Genomic DNA, 13,980 nt, shown 5'->3' on the forward strand with positions numbered 1-13,980 from the left:
CTAATATCGACGAATGACCCAAGAGCGATGGCGGCAGGTTTCCGAATGGCCCATGGTGGCGGCAGCAGTGCTGTTCCTGGTGGCCTATTCGTTCCAGGTGATCGCCAATCTCAGCGAGGCCCAATCCACAGTCGTTGACTCCATCATCTGGGTCACCTGGCTGGTGTTTGCGCTGGACTACGCGATGTGCCTGGTCCTGGCGCGGCGTCGCGCCCGGTGGTTCGTGCGGAACCTGCACGAATTGCTGATTTTGGCCCTCCCTGTCCTCAGGCCCTTGAGGTTGTTGCGGCTCGTGACACTCCTGAAGCTGCTTCACCGCACTGCCGGGAACGCCATGCGGGGCCGCATCCTCACTTTTGTCCTTGGGTCCGCGGCCCTCCTGACGTATTGCGGTGCCCTCGCCGTGCTTGATGCTGAGGAGAACGCCGCGGGCGCCAACATCACCAACTTTGGCGACGCCATCTGGTGGGCGATGGTCACCATCACTACCGTCGGCTACGGGGACCACTACCCGGTGACGGTTGTGGGCCGCTGTGTTGCCGGCGGCTTGATGGTCTGCGGAATCGCTGTCCTGGGCGTCGTGACCGCCTCGGTTGCCTCGTGGCTTGTCGAACAGGTCTCCTCCGGCGCTGCGGCGGCCGCGACAGTCGCCGAAGAGCCCATGAAACAGGAGATCCGCAGGTTGGCAGAGCACGTCGAACGCCTTAGCGCGCTTCTGGAAAACGCCGACGGCGAGGCGCGGGGCGGCGCGGTCGGAGCCCGCGGCGATCACTCGCCGTCGTCATAGCCCGCTTGGTTCAACGCAAAAGAGGCCGGTCACGGAATCGAAAGATTCGCATGAACCGGCCTCTCAGCTGCGCTGTGTCGCGCCACGCGGAAGGTAAGGGATTTGAACCCTTGGTGCGGGGTTACCGCACACTGGTTTTCAAGACCAGCTCCTTAGGCCGCTCGGACAACCTTCCCTGCCTAGTAGTGTTTCATAGGGAGTTGGTTGCGCCAAAAACCTGCCGCCGCGATTAACGCGGTTAAGGTGTCTGAAAGGCCAGCTGCACTGAGCGAGGGATCGGGAGCACTCTATGAAAGCCGTCTACATCTCCGAACCGGGCGGGCCCGAGGTTCTGGAAATCCGGGACGTTCCTGCTCCGGTTCCAGGCCCCGGCGAGGTTCTCATCGACGTCGTCGCCGCCGGTCTGAACAGGGCCGATGTCCAGCAGCGCCGCGGTTTCTACCCGCCACCGCCGGGAGCGTCCGACATTCCCGGCCTAGAGGTTTCCGGCAGGATTGCCGCGTTCGGGCCCGAGGTGAGCAAGCCGTTTTCGGTGGGCGACAAGGTAGTGGCCCTGCTTTCGGGTGGCGGCTATGCGCAGCAGGTTGCGGTCCCGGCGGAGCAGGTTTTGCGACTGCCCGACGGCGTGGACCTGGTCACCGCCGCGTCCCTGCCTGAGGTAGCCGCAACGGTGTACTCGAACCTCATCATGACGGCGCAGCTGCAGGCCGGTGAGACGGTACTGATCCATGGCGCCACTGGCGGCATCGGCACCATGGCCATCCAGCTCGCCAAAGCGTACGGCGCTACGGTCGCGACGACGGCCGGAACGGCCGAAAAGGTCGGAACCGCGAGTGCCTTCCTTGGGGCCGACATTGCCATCAATTACGCGGAGGAAGATTTCGTCGAAAGCCTCAAGGCTCAAAACGGCGGCAAAGGCGCCGACGTGATTCTCGACGTCGTCGGTGCCAAATACCTGCGGCAGAACGTGGAAGCACTGGCGGACTACGGCCGGCTGGTGGTGATCGGGCTGCAGGGTGGAGTGAAGGGCGAACTCGACCTCGGCCAGTTGGTCAGCAAACGGGCGGCCATCATCGGCACGGCGCTCCGTCCGCGGCCGGTCGCGGAAAAGGGTGTCATCATGAATGCCGTCCGTGAATCGGTCTGGCCGATGCTGGCCGACGGCCGGATCAAGCCGTTCGTGGCCAAGTCGTTCCCCCTGGAGCAGGTCCGCGAAGCCCACGAGTACTTCGATTCCGGCGAGCACATGGGCAAGGTCCTGCTGCTGCTCTAGCGGCGCCCGCCAAACCGGCAGCACGAAGGAGAGCGATGTCCATCCGGTACAGCATCCTGGCATTGCTTCAGGAGCAACCACGCTACGGCTACCAATTGCGGGCGGCGTTTGAGGAACGCACGGGAGCCGTCTGGCCGTTGAACATCGGACAGGTGTACACCACCCTGAACCGGCTGGAGCGCGACGCCTTGGTCCGTAAAGAGGGCGACGACGGCCGCGGCCACGTGCTTTTCAGCATCACCGACGCGGGGACTGCGGAGATCCGTCGATGGTTCGCGACCGCAGTGGATCGTGGAGCGCCGCCGAGGAACGAATTGGCCATCAAGCTGGCGTTGGCCGTCTCGACGGCGGACACGGACGTCCCCGCACTCATCCAGGCCCAACGTGAGATTTCCTTGCGGGAACTGCAGGAGTACACCCAAGACCGCAGGGACCTGGCCGCCAACCAAAGAGTGACGGATACGGCCAGGCTGCTCGTCCTGGACTCCCTGATCTTCCATGCCGAGGCGGAGGCCCGCTGGCTGGATCTTTGCGACGCCAGGCTGGTCCAGCAAGCCAATGGCGCCAGCAACGGGATGACCGGCACCGTCCGCGGTGCCGGGACAAACACCGCATAGACTGCTCCGCACGGGAGGTGCTGACATCGAAACTTTGACGAATGCCGACGTCCGGATCCGGCTGCTTGGTCCCGACGACGCCGACGCGCTGATCCGCTTGGCGGAGACGGATAACTTGTTCGACGAGGATCCTTCAGTCGCGCCGTCAGGCGCGTTGACGTACGACGGCGCCCGCTCCTTTCTGGACGACCCCGCCGTGCTGTTTTGGCTGGCTGAGCTCGGTGGCGGGATGGTGGGATTCCTCCACTGCTGCATTCAGCGCCGTCGTAGTGCCGGACCGTGGGCCGAACTGCTCCTCATGGAAATGGGGACCCATGCCCAGTGGCGCCGCCGCGGTATCGGCCGGTCCCTTCTGGCCGTCATGGAGGAGTGGATGCGGGAACATGGGATGGAGGAAGTCTGGGTACCGGCCAACCTCTATGCGACGGGGTTCTACGAAAAATGTGGTTTCGCTAAGGACGAAGGCGAAATACTCGTCAAGGCGCTGGGCTGAGTTGCGGCCCATGAGAGTATGAACGCATGAGCGATCAGGACGACACTCAACCCAGTGGCGAGAGTTTTGACGACATCCCGGTGGAGGGCACAACCTTGGACGCTGGCACGGCGCAGAGCACATCGGAAGCGGGTCCGAAGGCCGACGGGAAGCCTGGCGCTAAGAAGGGCAGTACCCTGCAGGATCTCGTCGACGAACCAGCCAAGGTCATGCGGATCGGCACCATGATCCGCCAGCTCCTCGAAGAAGTGAAGAGTGCCCCCTTGGACGAGGCAGCACGCGGACGCCTTGCCGCGATCCACGAACGCTCCATCAAAGAGCTGGAAGAGGGCCTCGCACCGGAACTTGTAGAAGAGCTGGAGCGCATCAGCCTGCCCTTCCCTGAACACGCCACGCCCTCTGACGCTGAGCTCAGGATCGCCCAGGCGCAGCTGGTCGGTTGGCTCGAGGGGTTGTTCCACGGAATCCAGACCGCCATTGCTGCCCAGCAGGCAGCCCGGGAGCACGCTGTTGCCCAGTTGCAGCTTCGCCAACTGCCGCCTGGAACCATGATCGCCCCGGGCGTCGTTATTGGCGAGAACGGGGAGCCTCAGCGTGCACACCTTCCCGGCAAAGAAGCGGAGCCCGGCCAGCCGGCTCGCGTGGAAGATCCGGACCACGGTCCGGGCCAGTACCTCTGAGCACTGGGTTGGGATTCTTTGGGGCCGTCCGCCAGGGGCGGAAGGACGACGCTGAACTTGGCAAAGGACTATGGCGGCGCGCCCACGACCGTTTTCACCGAGGCCTGGATCGGTATCACCAAGTGCTTGAAGGCGTAGAAGACGAACAGCTTTACGGCGAACTCGTGGCCATTGCGAACGAACTGGCGGACCTGTCGTCCAGGGTACGCTCCATCTGTGTGGAGGCCCAGCTGCAGGCGCCCAGCGACGGACTGGATATTCCAGGGTCGCTCGCAGGCGTGCATCGCGCGCTGTCCAAAGCAGGGAACTCTCTTGCCACGACGGCGGAGGCCGCCGCGATGCTGCGTCTCGCCGTCGGGCCCGTTCCTGTGGGCGCGGCTTCGGTACGACGACGCGCCGAAGCCGTTTACGAGCATGTCGAGGAAGCCGAACGGCTGCTGAGGACCAAAGCAGGTTCGTAGGCTGTTGGCGATATAGGTTGTTGGGGATATAGGTGCAGACGCGTCTATTCCCACATAACAACTATTAAGCGCCTAGCTTAGAGGGGCCGGAATCCGTAGCCACCCAGTGTGCGCGGCTGGCAGGATGGAAGCCATGACTTCGTCACCGAACCTTACTTTTAACGACGGCAACTCCATCCCCCAGCTCGGCTACGGGGTGTGGCAGGTTGAGGACGATGTAGCCGAAAAGGTAGTGCGTCAGGCCTTCGACGCCGGCTACCGCCACATCGATACCGCCAAGATCTACGGCAACGAGGCAGGCGTGGGACGCGCCATCGCATCCTCCGGCCTCAAGCCCGAGGAAATCTTCATCACCACCAAGCTGTGGAACGCAGACCAGGGCTACGAGTCCACGCTGGCGGCTTTCGAAGAATCCATGAACCGCCTCGGCCTGGAAACCCTTGACCTGTACCTGATCCACTGGATGCAGCCGAAGCAGGACAAGTTCGTGGACACCTGGAGGGCGCTCATTGAGCTCCAGAAGCGCGGACGCATCAAGTCGATCGGAGTCTCAAACTTCAGCAAGGAAGGCCTGCAGCGCCTGATCGACGAAACCGGCGTTGTTCCGGCGATCCACCAGATCGAACTGCACCCGTTCTTCAACCAGTCGGAACTCCGGGAGTTCGCTACGGCGCGCGGCATTTTGACGCAGGCCTGGTCGCCCCTCGGCCAAGGCGGCGAGCTCCTTGAGAACGCCACTATCGCCCAGATCGCCGCCAAGCACGGCGCCACCCCGGCGCAGGTGGTCATCGCCTGGCACTTGGCGATCGGCAACGTCGTGATCCCCAAGTCCGTGACCGAGTCCCGGATCCAGGAAAACTTCGCCGCACTTGGCGTCACTTTGGATGAGGCTGACATTGAGGCCATCAACGGACTGGACCGAGGCGCCGAAGGCCGCATCGGACCGGATCCGGCAGTCTCAGACTTCGCGTAGTTCTCAACTCGCGTAGTTCTCAACTCGCGGAGTTTCAACCGGAAGACCCTGCACCTATTAGGTGCGGGGTTTTCTTGTCTTAAATGGGGGAGCGCTGAGGGTTCACCTTGCTGGCCGGAGGGGTGCGCCGGTGGAGGCGCGGATCGTCAGATGGGTAGGGAGTTCGACTTTCATGCGCATCTGGGACCGGCCGGGTCGCAGCCTGCTGACGAGCATGTCCGTCGCCACCCGTCCGGCTTGTTCGATCGGGGCGGTGAGGGTTGTCAAGGGCGGCTGGCAGAAATCGGCTCCGAAGATGTCATCGCATCCGACGACGCTCATTTCATCGGGGACGTCGATGCCGCGTTCCCTCAGCCGGACGAGGACGCCGATGGCAACCAGGTCGTTGAATGCAATGCAAGCAGTGGCCCCGCTATTGAGCAGGGTGTCAGCGGCGGCGGCCCCGGAACGCGTACTCGGGTGGTAGGGGCCAAGGCGCCGGATGGTGATTCCCAACAACTCGGCTCTCTCCTGCAACGCGACCCACCGCCGCCCGTCCGACCAGGAATTCGGCGGGCCCGCGAGATAGGCGATATCCCTGTGACCGAGTGAAAACAAATGCTCCATCGCCTGCTGGACCCCCGAAGGGGTATCGATAATCACGCTGGGGACACCGGGTGTGCTGCGGTTGATTGTCACCAAGGGGGATTTGGCGGCGGCGCTGATCAGCTGCTCGTCGCTGAGACGGGTCGCGGGAAGAATGAAGCCGACAGCGGAGCCGCGGAACTCGTCCAGGTAGGTTGCTTCAAGTTCGACATCCTCTTCAGTGTCGACGAGCAACTGGGTGTAGCCGGCAGTCTTGAGTTGGTGCTGCGTGCTGCGGATGAAGTCAAAAAAGTACGGGTTCGTGATGTCCGGAACCAGGACCGCGACTGCTCCGGATCGTCCTGGAGCAGTACTGCGGGGATATGCGGAGGGCGCGTATCCCAGTTCGCGGGCGGCCGCTTCAATGCGTTCCCGGGTGGCTTGGTTGACGCGGTGCGGTTGGGTTAAGGCCCGTGAGACAGTGGAGGCGGCCACTCCGCTGAGAGCGGCAACGTCCCTGATAGTCGGCCCCCGCCCAAGCGGGCTGTTTCCAATGCTGGCCTCGCTAATGCTCATAGTGCTGCCCCCTTGCGGCCCCGCAATGCGTTCTGAGACTCCATCTTCTCTCATTTGCGAAGCGCCCTCCCATCTGTGACAAGCCGGTCCCTGAAGCAACTATGGCAATTTTTGGCAACCGTTGCACTTGTTGCAGCAACTGTCATAGTGTTCCAGCTAACATCCGGTCTGTCTGGCCGGTTCCCCCGAAGATCTCGGGGCGACTCAACGAGGAGCATTAAGAAGACATGAAGAACTCAAGGACGCGACTTATTGGCGCGGTCGTTCTCGTTTCGCTGGGAGCACTAGGGGTAACCGGATGCGGTGGCGACAATAGCTCTGCAAGCGCGAGCGGGGGCGCCCCTAACGGCCAGGGCAAGACCCTGGATGTCTTGGTCGGTGCCAACACAAACAAAGCCGAGCAGTACAAGGCCTGGCAAGCCCACATTGCCGATGCATTCAAGAAGCAGACCGGCGCTGACCTGAAATTCGAGACGTTTGCCAACGCCAACGATGAGCTCTCGAAGATCCAAACCTCTGTTGTCGCGGGCCAGGGCCCGGACGTGTACGCGGTGGGTACGACCTTTACCCCGACCGCGTACTCAACGGACGCCTTCGTGAAGTTCGACTCAAATATGTGGAACAAGGTAGGCGGCCGCGATCGCTTCGTTCCGGCGACGCTCGGAATTTCCGGTCCCGACGCCCAGAACGAAGTGGGCGTCCCCTTCACCTCCCGGCCCTACGTTCTTGCCTACAACACCGAATTGTTCAAGAATGCGGGGCTGGACAAGCCGGCGAACACTTGGGACGGACTGCTGGATCAGGCCAAGAAGCTGACCACGGGATCCACGTACGGGTTCGCGACCGGATATGCGGACAACTACACACCGTGGAAGTTTGCCTGGGCCATGGCCAACCAGTCCGGCAACCCCCTGGTGGATGGAAAGACAGCCCGCATTGATGACCCGACTGTGCTCAAGGCATATGAAACGTACTTCGGCTGGCTGACTAAAGACAAGGTAGTCAACCCGGCCGCAGTGGGTTGGAACGACACCCAGGCTGCAGCTGACTTCGCCGCGGGTAAGTCCGCGATGATGTTGATGACTACCGCATCATCAAAGGTCACGTTCGATGCCTCACCGGTGAAGGGCAAGTACGCCTACGCCGTGATGCCGACTGTGCCCCCCGGCCAGAGTTCCGCCCCCTCCGGTGGCCAGCCGGTCAGCTCAATCATTTCCGGTGACAACCTGGTGATCGCAAAGTACTCGGAGAACCAGGACCTCGCGGCTGCGTACATCAAACTGCTCACCAGCGACGACGAGCAGATCAACTACAACAAGCTGTTCGGGGATCTTCCCACGAACGCCGCAGCTGCCAAGAAGGTCCAGGACGCGGATCCCTCGCTGTCCCCGATCATTGATTCGGCATCCAAGGCGAAGACCACGCCGTTCACGGGCGCATGGGGCGACATCCAGCTGGCGATGACCAACGTCGTCGTTCAATCCCGCCCGGATCTTGGCAATGGCAGCTTCAATGAGACCAATCTCAAGGCTGCGCTGGCCAAGGCCCAGAAGGATGCCCAAGCCTCCCTCGACAGGGCGTCGGCAAACAAGTGAGCATCACTGTGAAAAAAGACGCCGCCCTGCGGCGCGCCCCGGAGCTTGGCGGGCAACCTCCTGCCAAGCGCCGGCGGACTGTGAGCGAACGAAACCGGCCGCTGTGGATGCTCACTCCGGGTGCGCTCCTGATCGGCCTGATCATCATCGTTCCCCTGATTCTAGGCATCTACATCGCGATGCTTCAGCTGGATCAGTACACCATCCGTAAATGGATCAGTGCCCCTTTCGTGGGACTGAACAACTTCGTCGAAGCGTTCACATCCACTGACTTGGTCCACGCCTTCGGCAACAGCGTCGGCTTCTCGGTGATCGCCACCGTCATTACCGTGCCGATCGGTATTTACGCCGCACTGGCGACCCAGAACGCTTATCGTGGCAGGTCATTGGTGCGCTCGATGTTCCTGATTCCCTATGTCCTCCCATCGTTCGTGGTCGGAAGCTTCTGGCGCACCATGCTCCAGCACGACGGCATCGTCAACAAGGTGCTGACCGGGTTCGGGCTGCCTGCCGGTCAATGGCTCACCGGTCCGGCCAGCTTCTGGGTACTGATCCTCGTCGAAGTCTGGGCGGCCTGGCCGTTCATCTACCTCATGGCATTGTCGGGCCTTCAATCCGTTGACCAGGAAGTCCACGAGGCTGCCGCGATCGACGGCGCCCTATGGTGGACGAAACTGCGCTACGTGATCTTCCCTTATTTGCGCGGGCCGGTCGCCTTGGCCTGCCTCATCGCGACCCTCCACCACATGAACAACTTCTCGCTTGCCTTCTTGCTCTTCGGCGTCCCTGCTCCATTTGACGTGCAAGTACTGCCGACCCTCGTCTACAGCATGAGTTTCACCAGCTTGCGGTTCGGCATGGGAGCGGCAATGGCACTGATTTCGCTTCTGCTGATCGCCATACCGCTCTACTTCTACCTGAAGGCCGTTCGACTCGATACCGGTACCGACGCGGGAGGCAGGAAATGAGCAACAACCAGGCTCCCGACGTCGTCATGGAAGTTCCGCTGGAGACCTCCCCGGCGCTTCGCGCTGGAAGTGTGCCACGCAAGACCGGACGGCAGACCGCCGCAGTGTATCGTCTGCTCCCGACACCTCTGTTGGTCGGCGGCACCATCGTGCTGTGCGCCATGGTCGCGATTCCCTTGCTCTATATCGTGTTCTCGTCCATGAATTCGGATGTGGAAGTGGCCCGTGGGGCATACTTCCCCACCGAATTCACCCTGGACAACTACACGAAGATCTGGAGCACCCTGCCGTTGGGCAACGGGCTGATCAACAGCGTCATGATCGCCGGCGCGGTCGCCGTCGTTTCCTCGTTGCTGGGCATCATCACCGCCTACGTGCTGGTCCGGTTCGAGTTCGTGGGCCGCCTCAGCATTCTGCGCGGGCTCATCGGCCTGCAAAGCGTTCCGGGCGGACTGCTCCTGCTCCCGGTGTTTGTTCTCTTCGCCTCAGCGGGCAACTATCTGGGAATCACGGTCATCGGCACCTACTGGGGCCTTTTCCTCGCGTACCTGACATTTGCGCTGCCGTTTTCCACCTGGGTCATGGTCACCTATCTGAGGGGCTTGCCCAAGGAACTCGAGGAAGCAGCCCGCATCGACGGATCTTCTTCCCTCGGGGTCCTTTTCCGGATCATCTTCCCGCTCAGCTGGCCCGGGTTGGTGGTTTCCGGCGTGTTTTCCTTCCTGCTCGGCTGGAACGACGTCATGTTCGCCTCGGTCTTGACCCGTCCAAACACCCAGACCGTTGCGGTTGTCCTGCAGATCTTTGGTTCCTCCGCGGAGGGCGGGGCGCTTCCCCTTTACGGCCAAATGATGGCCGCATCCTTGGTCTGCGCCGCCCCGGTGGTCATCCTCTATCTCATCTTCCAACGATTCCTCGTCGGCGGCATGACCGCCGGCGGTGTCAAGTAGGCCAGCCACACCGGCTGCCACCCATGCATCACCTCAAGGAGAAAACGACGTGACCGTCAAGCAAACCCAGTGGACCCTGTCTGGATTCGGCGACGAAATAAGCCCTGACCCGCTCATCCAGATCGCAGTCCTGCAGGCCTTGGGCGCCAACCACATCGAAGTCCGCAGCGCTTGGGACACCAACATCGTCGAGATGTCCGAAGAGGACCTCGTCCGGCTGGAGCAGATACTGCGCGAGCAAAACATGGGCGTGTCCGCCATTGCCTCTCCCATCGGCAAGGTGGACGTCACCACGCCTGTCGCCGTCGAGGTGGACCGCCTCCACGCGGCCATTCGTGCCGCGAAGATCCTGGGTACCCGTTACATCCGGATCTTCTCGTTTTATCGAGAGGAAGGCCTCAACGCCGAAGACATCCGCGACGCCGTCATGGTGCGGATGCGTGCCTTGGCCGCAGAGGCCCAGGCACACGACGTCGTGCTCTTGCACGAAAATGAAAAGGACATCTACGGCGACACGCCTGAACGCGTCCTGGACATCATTACGACCGTTAATTCCCCGGCGCTGCGGGTTGCCTGGGACGCCGCGAACTTCGTTCAGGTAGGTGTCAAGCCCTTCAGCGAGGCATACGACATGCTTCGCCCGTACCTGGAATATCTCCAAGTCAAGGATGCCCGTGCCGATGACAGCCTGGTGATGCCGGCGGGCGATGGCGACGGCCAACTCCGCGAAACCATCAACGCACTGAAGGCGGACGGTTTCGAAGGCTTCGCTTCCTTGGAACCACACCTGGCAAACACCCATCACCTCGGAGGATTCTCCGGACCTGCAGCGTTCGGAGTTGCGGGCCGCGCCTTCAACCGCCTCCTCGCAGAAGCCGGAGTTGGCACAAAATGACCACCTCGAACACTGCAACCACGCCCAAACGCCGGCTGCGCACCGCCGTCGTCGGCTGCGGAGTCATCGGCCGCCAGCACGCCCGGGTTATCACCGACAACAAGGACCTGGAGCTCATCGCCCTCGTTGACCCGGTGGGGCCAGCCGCGGCTGCGTTGGCGGACTCGGTCGAGAACGAGCTGCACAACCCTCGTCCGGCGACGTACTCGTCGCTCGCGGCAGCACTAAAGGCCTCGGACATCGACCTTGTCGCAGTCTGCACGCCAAGCGGCCTACACGCCGATCTGGCCGTAGAGGCCCTGAATGCGGGCAAGCACGTCCTCATCGAAAAGCCGATCGATGTTGACTTGCCCAGCGCTAGGCGCATCGCGGATGCTGCGGCTGCCGCGACAGGGCAGGTCATTTCGGTGATCAGCCAGCACAGATTCGATCCGGCCAGCGTCGCCGTGGCTCGGGCGGTCCGGTCCGGACGCTTCGGCAGGATCACCTCGGGAGTGGCTTCGCTGGCCTGGTGGCGGGCGCAGAATTACTACGACTCCGGCCAGTGGCGGGGCACCTGGGAGCTCGACGGCGGCGGAGCCGTGATGAATCAAGGCGTCCACAGCGTTGATCTGCTTCTTTGGTTCCTGGGAACCCCTGTTCAGATCCACGCCCATACTGCGTTGCTTGCGCACGAACGCATCGAAGTGGAAGACACAGCAGTTGCCACCGTCCGTTTCGCCTCGGGCGCCCTTGCAGTGATCCATTGCACCACTGCGGCCTATCCCGGACTTACTGCCCGGATCCAGGTCCACGGCGACAAGGGCTCGGCCGTGGTCGACAATGATCGGCTGCAGTATTTCCATGCCGCTGATAACGCTCCCGTCGAGGGAGAATCCTCCTACGGCATGGCCGGGGCCGGGAACCAGTCCGAACTTGAGGTCGGGGCGCATGATGCCTCAGCCAACACGGACGGATCAGACGACCTGCAGACCGCGCACCAAAAGCAGTACGCCGACGTCGTGGAATCCATCCGATCAGGAAAAGATCCGCGGGTCGGAGTTCAGGAAGCAACCGCGGCCCTGGCCACGGTGCGGGCCCTTTACGTGTCGGCAACCTTGGGGACGGCCGTGTACTTCGAAGACGTCCTGGCCGGGAAGTATGACGACCTCGTTGTCCACACCGGGGGCGCTTAGGTCCGCTTGGCTGCCGTGCTGGTGCCGCTCTCTGCGGCGCCAGCGCGCAGTTCGCGCAACCACCCCAGGGCTTCTGGTTCGTCGGAGAAATACCGGGTAGGGCACTGCGGTGCGGGGAGTCCACGCCTGCCGTGGGCAATGACACGGTCCACCGGCGTGCTGCCCAGGATCGCAAAGGCCGTGATGGTGGCGGCCTCACTGAAGAATCGGACGGCGTCGCGGCTGACGGACTCGACGCCGATGACCTGCAGCAGCACCGCGGCGCCCGTTCCGGCCGTCAGAGCCAGGTATCTCTCCCGGACAAGCGCTCCGTCCTCTGCGGTGATCCGGCGCCCCGGGCGCAAAGTGATCCGGAGTACCCCTTCACCCGTGTCCTCAACACTGACATTCTCATGTTCTGAACGGAACCACGCCCCACAGGCGTCCGCGTCCGAAGCGGTGCCCACCTCTGCGTGAGGGTGTAATTCGCCCTCCGACTGAACCAGCGTTGTCATCAAATCCCCCAGATGTGATTCCGCTGCAACCCCATTGACGCAGCTCCCGGATCAGCAAGAGTCGGGTGCAGATCACAATACCGGTGAGGGTGTCCGGCGTCCATGAATAGTGGGTGTGCGGAGGGTTTTCGCTCGAGTGTCCTCCCGAATCAAGTAGCGGGCACAGCGAAGGGCGCACCCCGATGGGATGCGCCCTTCGCTAGACGGTCAGGTCAGTCCTTCTTGAAAGCGTCCTTGACCTTCTCGCCGGCCTGCTTCAAATCGCCTTTGGCCTGGTCGGCCTGGCCTTCCGCCTTCAGGTTTTCGTCACCTGTGGCGTTACCGGCAGCTTCCTTGCCCTTGCCGCCAGCCTTCTCGGCAGCGTTCTCAATCTTGTCGCCTAGTCCCATGGTGTTTCCTCCTCTGGTTCGGCAGCCGATCGATCCGGCCGTTACTACATACTAAGCATGCTTTGGGTTTGGATTTCAAATCCGGCCGAGTTGCCGTGCATGACACTGCAGTGTGTTCATCCGGCGGCCGCCCGTCAACAAAGGGACGAACCGTGGAAACCAAACGCACAACCTCACGGGCCGTGGCAGAATCGTCTGATGCCACTGATCCAGGTTTTGAACGCTTCGCCGGCATCTACCGATAAGAAGCGAGAGCTGCTGGCAGCGCTGACTGCGACCTACGCCGACGTCATGGGGATCCGGCTCGACACCATCCGCGTCGTCCTCCACGAAGTCCCGCGAGAGAACTGGTCCGTGGCCGGAGTGACCCTCGCTGATTCAGGTCAGAACGAAGCGGTTTAAGCTCCGCCAGGGGCCGCTTCCTCGACCAGGGTCAACGCGGCTGTGAACGCGATCGTCGGCTACGGTGACGTCCATGGTCAAGGAGGATAGGGAAATGCAGACGACGATCCGGGTTGTCAGGCACAGCCATCTTCTTCGCGGAACCATTGAGGGCCTTCGATCCCTGTTCGACGCCGAATATTACGAGACGTTCGGGGTATGGGATCCTGACTGTCCCTATGGGTATTCGCCCGCCGATGTCCATGTCCTCGCTTTCGATGGTCTAGGCCTCATTGGTCACGTCGGATTCCAGCGGAGGTTGATCGACGTCGGCCCTGTCGGGGTCCTGGTGGGTGGCACTGGCGGGGTAATCGTGGCTCGTCGAGTGCGAAGAGCAGGACTCGGCACCGTGCTGATGGGCCGCGCACGGGAAGCCATGGAGACGGCTGGCGTGGATTTTGGCTACCTCGGCTGCCGTGAAGACGTGGCGCCGTTCTATGAGTCCTGCGGCTGGCGCCGGATCCGTGCTCAAGAACGGTGCCTATCAAGACGGGACAGGACCACAGTCGTCGAATCCGTGGATACCCCGATCATGATCTGTTCCGCGGTCAAGAGCGCCGAATCGTGGCCTGCTGGACTGATCGACCTTCGGGGAACCCCTTGGTAGAGCGCCCCGCGATGGAGGTCCCGGTGGGGCCTTTTGCCGGCT

The 13,980-nt window shown here is 62.3% G+C and carries 17 protein-coding genes and 1 tRNA gene; 14 read left to right on the plus strand and 4 right to left on the minus strand.

What is annotated here, in order from left to right; genetic code table 11:
• Positions 1-13: 13 nt before the first annotated feature.
• The gene (locus LFT47_RS03160) at positions 14-787 is read left to right on the plus strand and encodes a potassium channel family protein (RefSeq protein WP_236815141.1); all 774 of its coding nucleotides are present in this window, start codon (positions 14-16) and stop codon (positions 785-787) included.
• Positions 788-874: 87 nt separating this feature from the next.
• Here LFT47_RS03160 and LFT47_RS03165 read toward each other — a convergent pair.
• A tRNA-Ser gene (locus tag LFT47_RS03165) sits at positions 875-962 on the minus strand.
• A gap of 114 nt (positions 963-1,076) precedes the next feature.
• On the opposite strand from LFT47_RS03165, the gene LFT47_RS03170 reads away from it, so the two are divergent.
• The 6 genes from LFT47_RS03170 (at position 1,077) to LFT47_RS03195 (ending at position 5,284) form a co-directional block, all read left to right on the plus strand.
• Positions 1,077-2,060 carry an NAD(P)H-quinone oxidoreductase gene (locus LFT47_RS03170; protein ID WP_236815143.1) on the plus strand — a complete coding sequence of 328 codons (984 nt, stop codon included), beginning with the start codon at positions 1,077-1,079 and terminating at the stop codon, positions 2,058-2,060.
• A gap of 35 nt (positions 2,061-2,095) precedes the next feature.
• Positions 2,096-2,677, plus strand: coding sequence for a PadR family transcriptional regulator (locus tag LFT47_RS03175; protein ID WP_236815145.1), 582 nt, complete (start codon positions 2,096-2,098; stop codon positions 2,675-2,677).
• 34 nt (positions 2,678-2,711) lie between these two features.
• Complete coding sequence (locus tag LFT47_RS03180; protein WP_236815147.1) at positions 2,712-3,170, plus strand: GNAT family N-acetyltransferase; 459 nt, start codon at positions 2,712-2,714, stop codon at positions 3,168-3,170.
• Positions 3,171-3,196: 26 nt separating this feature from the next.
• A complete protein-coding gene (locus LFT47_RS03185) occupies positions 3,197-3,850 on the plus strand; it encodes a bacterial proteasome activator family protein (protein WP_236815149.1) in 654 nt (217 codons plus the stop codon).
• An 8-nt stretch (positions 3,851-3,858) separates the two neighbouring features.
• The gene (locus tag LFT47_RS03190) at positions 3,859-4,311 is read left to right on the plus strand and encodes a hypothetical protein (RefSeq protein ID WP_236815151.1); all 453 of its coding nucleotides are present in this window, start codon (positions 3,859-3,861) and stop codon (positions 4,309-4,311) included.
• A gap of 133 nt (positions 4,312-4,444) precedes the next feature.
• Positions 4,445-5,284 (plus strand): aldo/keto reductase, encoded by an 840-nt coding sequence (locus LFT47_RS03195; RefSeq protein ID WP_236815152.1) that lies wholly within the window; start codon positions 4,445-4,447, stop codon positions 5,282-5,284.
• Between the two features lie 102 nt (positions 5,285-5,386).
• Here LFT47_RS03195 and LFT47_RS03200 read toward each other — a convergent pair whose 3' ends face one another.
• Positions 5,387-6,424, minus strand: a complete 1,038-nt coding sequence (locus LFT47_RS03200; RefSeq protein WP_236815153.1) for a LacI family DNA-binding transcriptional regulator — start codon at positions 6,422-6,424, stop codon at positions 5,387-5,389.
• Positions 6,425-6,651: 227 nt separating this feature from the next.
• Between LFT47_RS03200 and LFT47_RS03205 the strand changes: the two genes are divergently transcribed.
• The 5 genes from LFT47_RS03205 to LFT47_RS03225 all read left to right on the plus strand — a co-directional run bounded on the left by LFT47_RS03205 (position 6,652) and on the right by LFT47_RS03225 (position 12,007).
• Positions 6,652-8,019, plus strand: a complete 1,368-nt coding sequence (locus LFT47_RS03205) for an ABC transporter substrate-binding protein (RefSeq protein WP_236815154.1) — start codon at positions 6,652-6,654, stop codon at positions 8,017-8,019.
• Positions 8,016-8,987, plus strand: a complete 972-nt coding sequence (locus LFT47_RS03210; protein ID WP_442863431.1) for a carbohydrate ABC transporter permease — start codon at positions 8,016-8,018, stop codon at positions 8,985-8,987. Before LFT47_RS03205 ends, LFT47_RS03210 begins: the two co-directional genes overlap by 4 nt.
• Before the next feature lie 161 nt (positions 8,988-9,148).
• Positions 9,149-9,937, plus strand: a complete 789-nt coding sequence (locus LFT47_RS03215) for a carbohydrate ABC transporter permease (RefSeq protein WP_236818294.1) — start codon at positions 9,149-9,151, stop codon at positions 9,935-9,937.
• A 49-nt stretch (positions 9,938-9,986) separates the two neighbouring features.
• Entirely contained in the window at positions 9,987-10,832 is an 846-nt protein-coding gene (locus tag LFT47_RS03220) for a sugar phosphate isomerase/epimerase family protein (RefSeq protein WP_236815156.1), read from the plus strand.
• Positions 10,829-12,007: a Gfo/Idh/MocA family protein gene (locus LFT47_RS03225; protein ID WP_236815159.1), complete on the plus strand. Its 1,179-nt coding sequence runs from the start codon at positions 10,829-10,831 to the stop codon at positions 12,005-12,007. Before LFT47_RS03220 ends, LFT47_RS03225 begins: the two co-directional genes overlap by 4 nt.
• On the opposite strand, the gene LFT47_RS03230 is transcribed toward LFT47_RS03225, so the two are convergent.
• Both LFT47_RS03230 and LFT47_RS03235 read right to left on the minus strand, forming a co-directional pair.
• Positions 12,004-12,501 carry a DUF7793 family protein gene (locus tag LFT47_RS03230; RefSeq protein WP_236815161.1) on the minus strand — a complete coding sequence of 166 codons (498 nt, stop codon included), beginning with the start codon at positions 12,499-12,501 and terminating at the stop codon, positions 12,004-12,006. The two genes, LFT47_RS03225 and LFT47_RS03230, sit on opposite strands and share 4 nt — an antisense overlap.
• A 212-nt stretch (positions 12,502-12,713) precedes the next feature.
• A complete protein-coding gene (locus LFT47_RS03235) occupies positions 12,714-12,890 on the minus strand; it encodes a CsbD family protein (RefSeq protein ID WP_236815163.1) in 177 nt (58 codons plus the stop codon).
• Between the two features lie 198 nt (positions 12,891-13,088).
• Between LFT47_RS03235 and LFT47_RS03240 the strand changes: the two genes are divergently transcribed.
• Positions 13,089-13,292, plus strand: coding sequence for a tautomerase family protein (locus LFT47_RS03240; protein ID WP_236815164.1), 204 nt, complete (start codon positions 13,089-13,091; stop codon positions 13,290-13,292).
• Positions 13,293-13,386: 94 nt separating this feature from the next.
• Positions 13,387-13,938 (plus strand): GNAT family N-acetyltransferase, encoded by a 552-nt coding sequence (locus LFT47_RS03245; protein WP_236815166.1) that lies wholly within the window; start codon positions 13,387-13,389, stop codon positions 13,936-13,938.
• Positions 13,939-13,980 lie beyond the last annotated feature (42 nt).

Source organism: Arthrobacter sp. FW306-2-2C-D06B (assembly GCF_021789175.1).
GTDB lineage: Bacteria > Actinomycetota > Actinomycetes > Actinomycetales > Micrococcaceae > Arthrobacter.

Coding starts and splice junctions, on each gene's coding strand:
- LFT47_RS03160 (WP_236815141.1), top strand. CDS start 14: ATGACCCAAGAGCGATGGCGGCAGGTTTCCGAATGGCCCATGGTGGCG.
- LFT47_RS03170 (WP_236815143.1), top strand. CDS start 1,077: ATGAAAGCCGTCTACATCTCCGAACCGGGCGGGCCCGAGGTTCTGGAA.
- LFT47_RS03175 (WP_236815145.1), top strand. CDS start 2,096: ATGTCCATCCGGTACAGCATCCTGGCATTGCTTCAGGAGCAACCACGC.
- LFT47_RS03185 (WP_236815149.1), top strand. CDS start 3,197: ATGAGCGATCAGGACGACACTCAACCCAGTGGCGAGAGTTTTGACGAC.
- LFT47_RS03195 (WP_236815152.1), top strand. CDS start 4,445: ATGACTTCGTCACCGAACCTTACTTTTAACGACGGCAACTCCATCCCC.
- LFT47_RS03200 (WP_236815153.1), bottom strand. CDS start 6,424: ATGAGCATTAGCGAGGCCAGCATTGGAAACAGCCCGCTTGGGCGGGGG.
- LFT47_RS03205 (WP_236815154.1), top strand. CDS start 6,652: ATGAAGAACTCAAGGACGCGACTTATTGGCGCGGTCGTTCTCGTTTCG.
- LFT47_RS03215 (WP_236818294.1), top strand. CDS start 9,149: ATGGTCGCGATTCCCTTGCTCTATATCGTGTTCTCGTCCATGAATTCG.
- LFT47_RS03225 (WP_236815159.1), top strand. CDS start 10,829: ATGACCACCTCGAACACTGCAACCACGCCCAAACGCCGGCTGCGCACC.
- LFT47_RS03230 (WP_236815161.1), bottom strand. CDS start 12,501: ATGACAACGCTGGTTCAGTCGGAGGGCGAATTACACCCTCACGCAGAG.
- LFT47_RS03235 (WP_236815163.1), bottom strand. CDS start 12,890: ATGGGACTAGGCGACAAGATTGAGAACGCTGCCGAGAAGGCTGGCGGC.
- LFT47_RS03240 (WP_236815164.1), top strand. CDS start 13,089: ATGCCACTGATCCAGGTTTTGAACGCTTCGCCGGCATCTACCGATAAG.
- LFT47_RS03245 (WP_236815166.1), top strand. CDS start 13,387: ATGCAGACGACGATCCGGGTTGTCAGGCACAGCCATCTTCTTCGCGGA.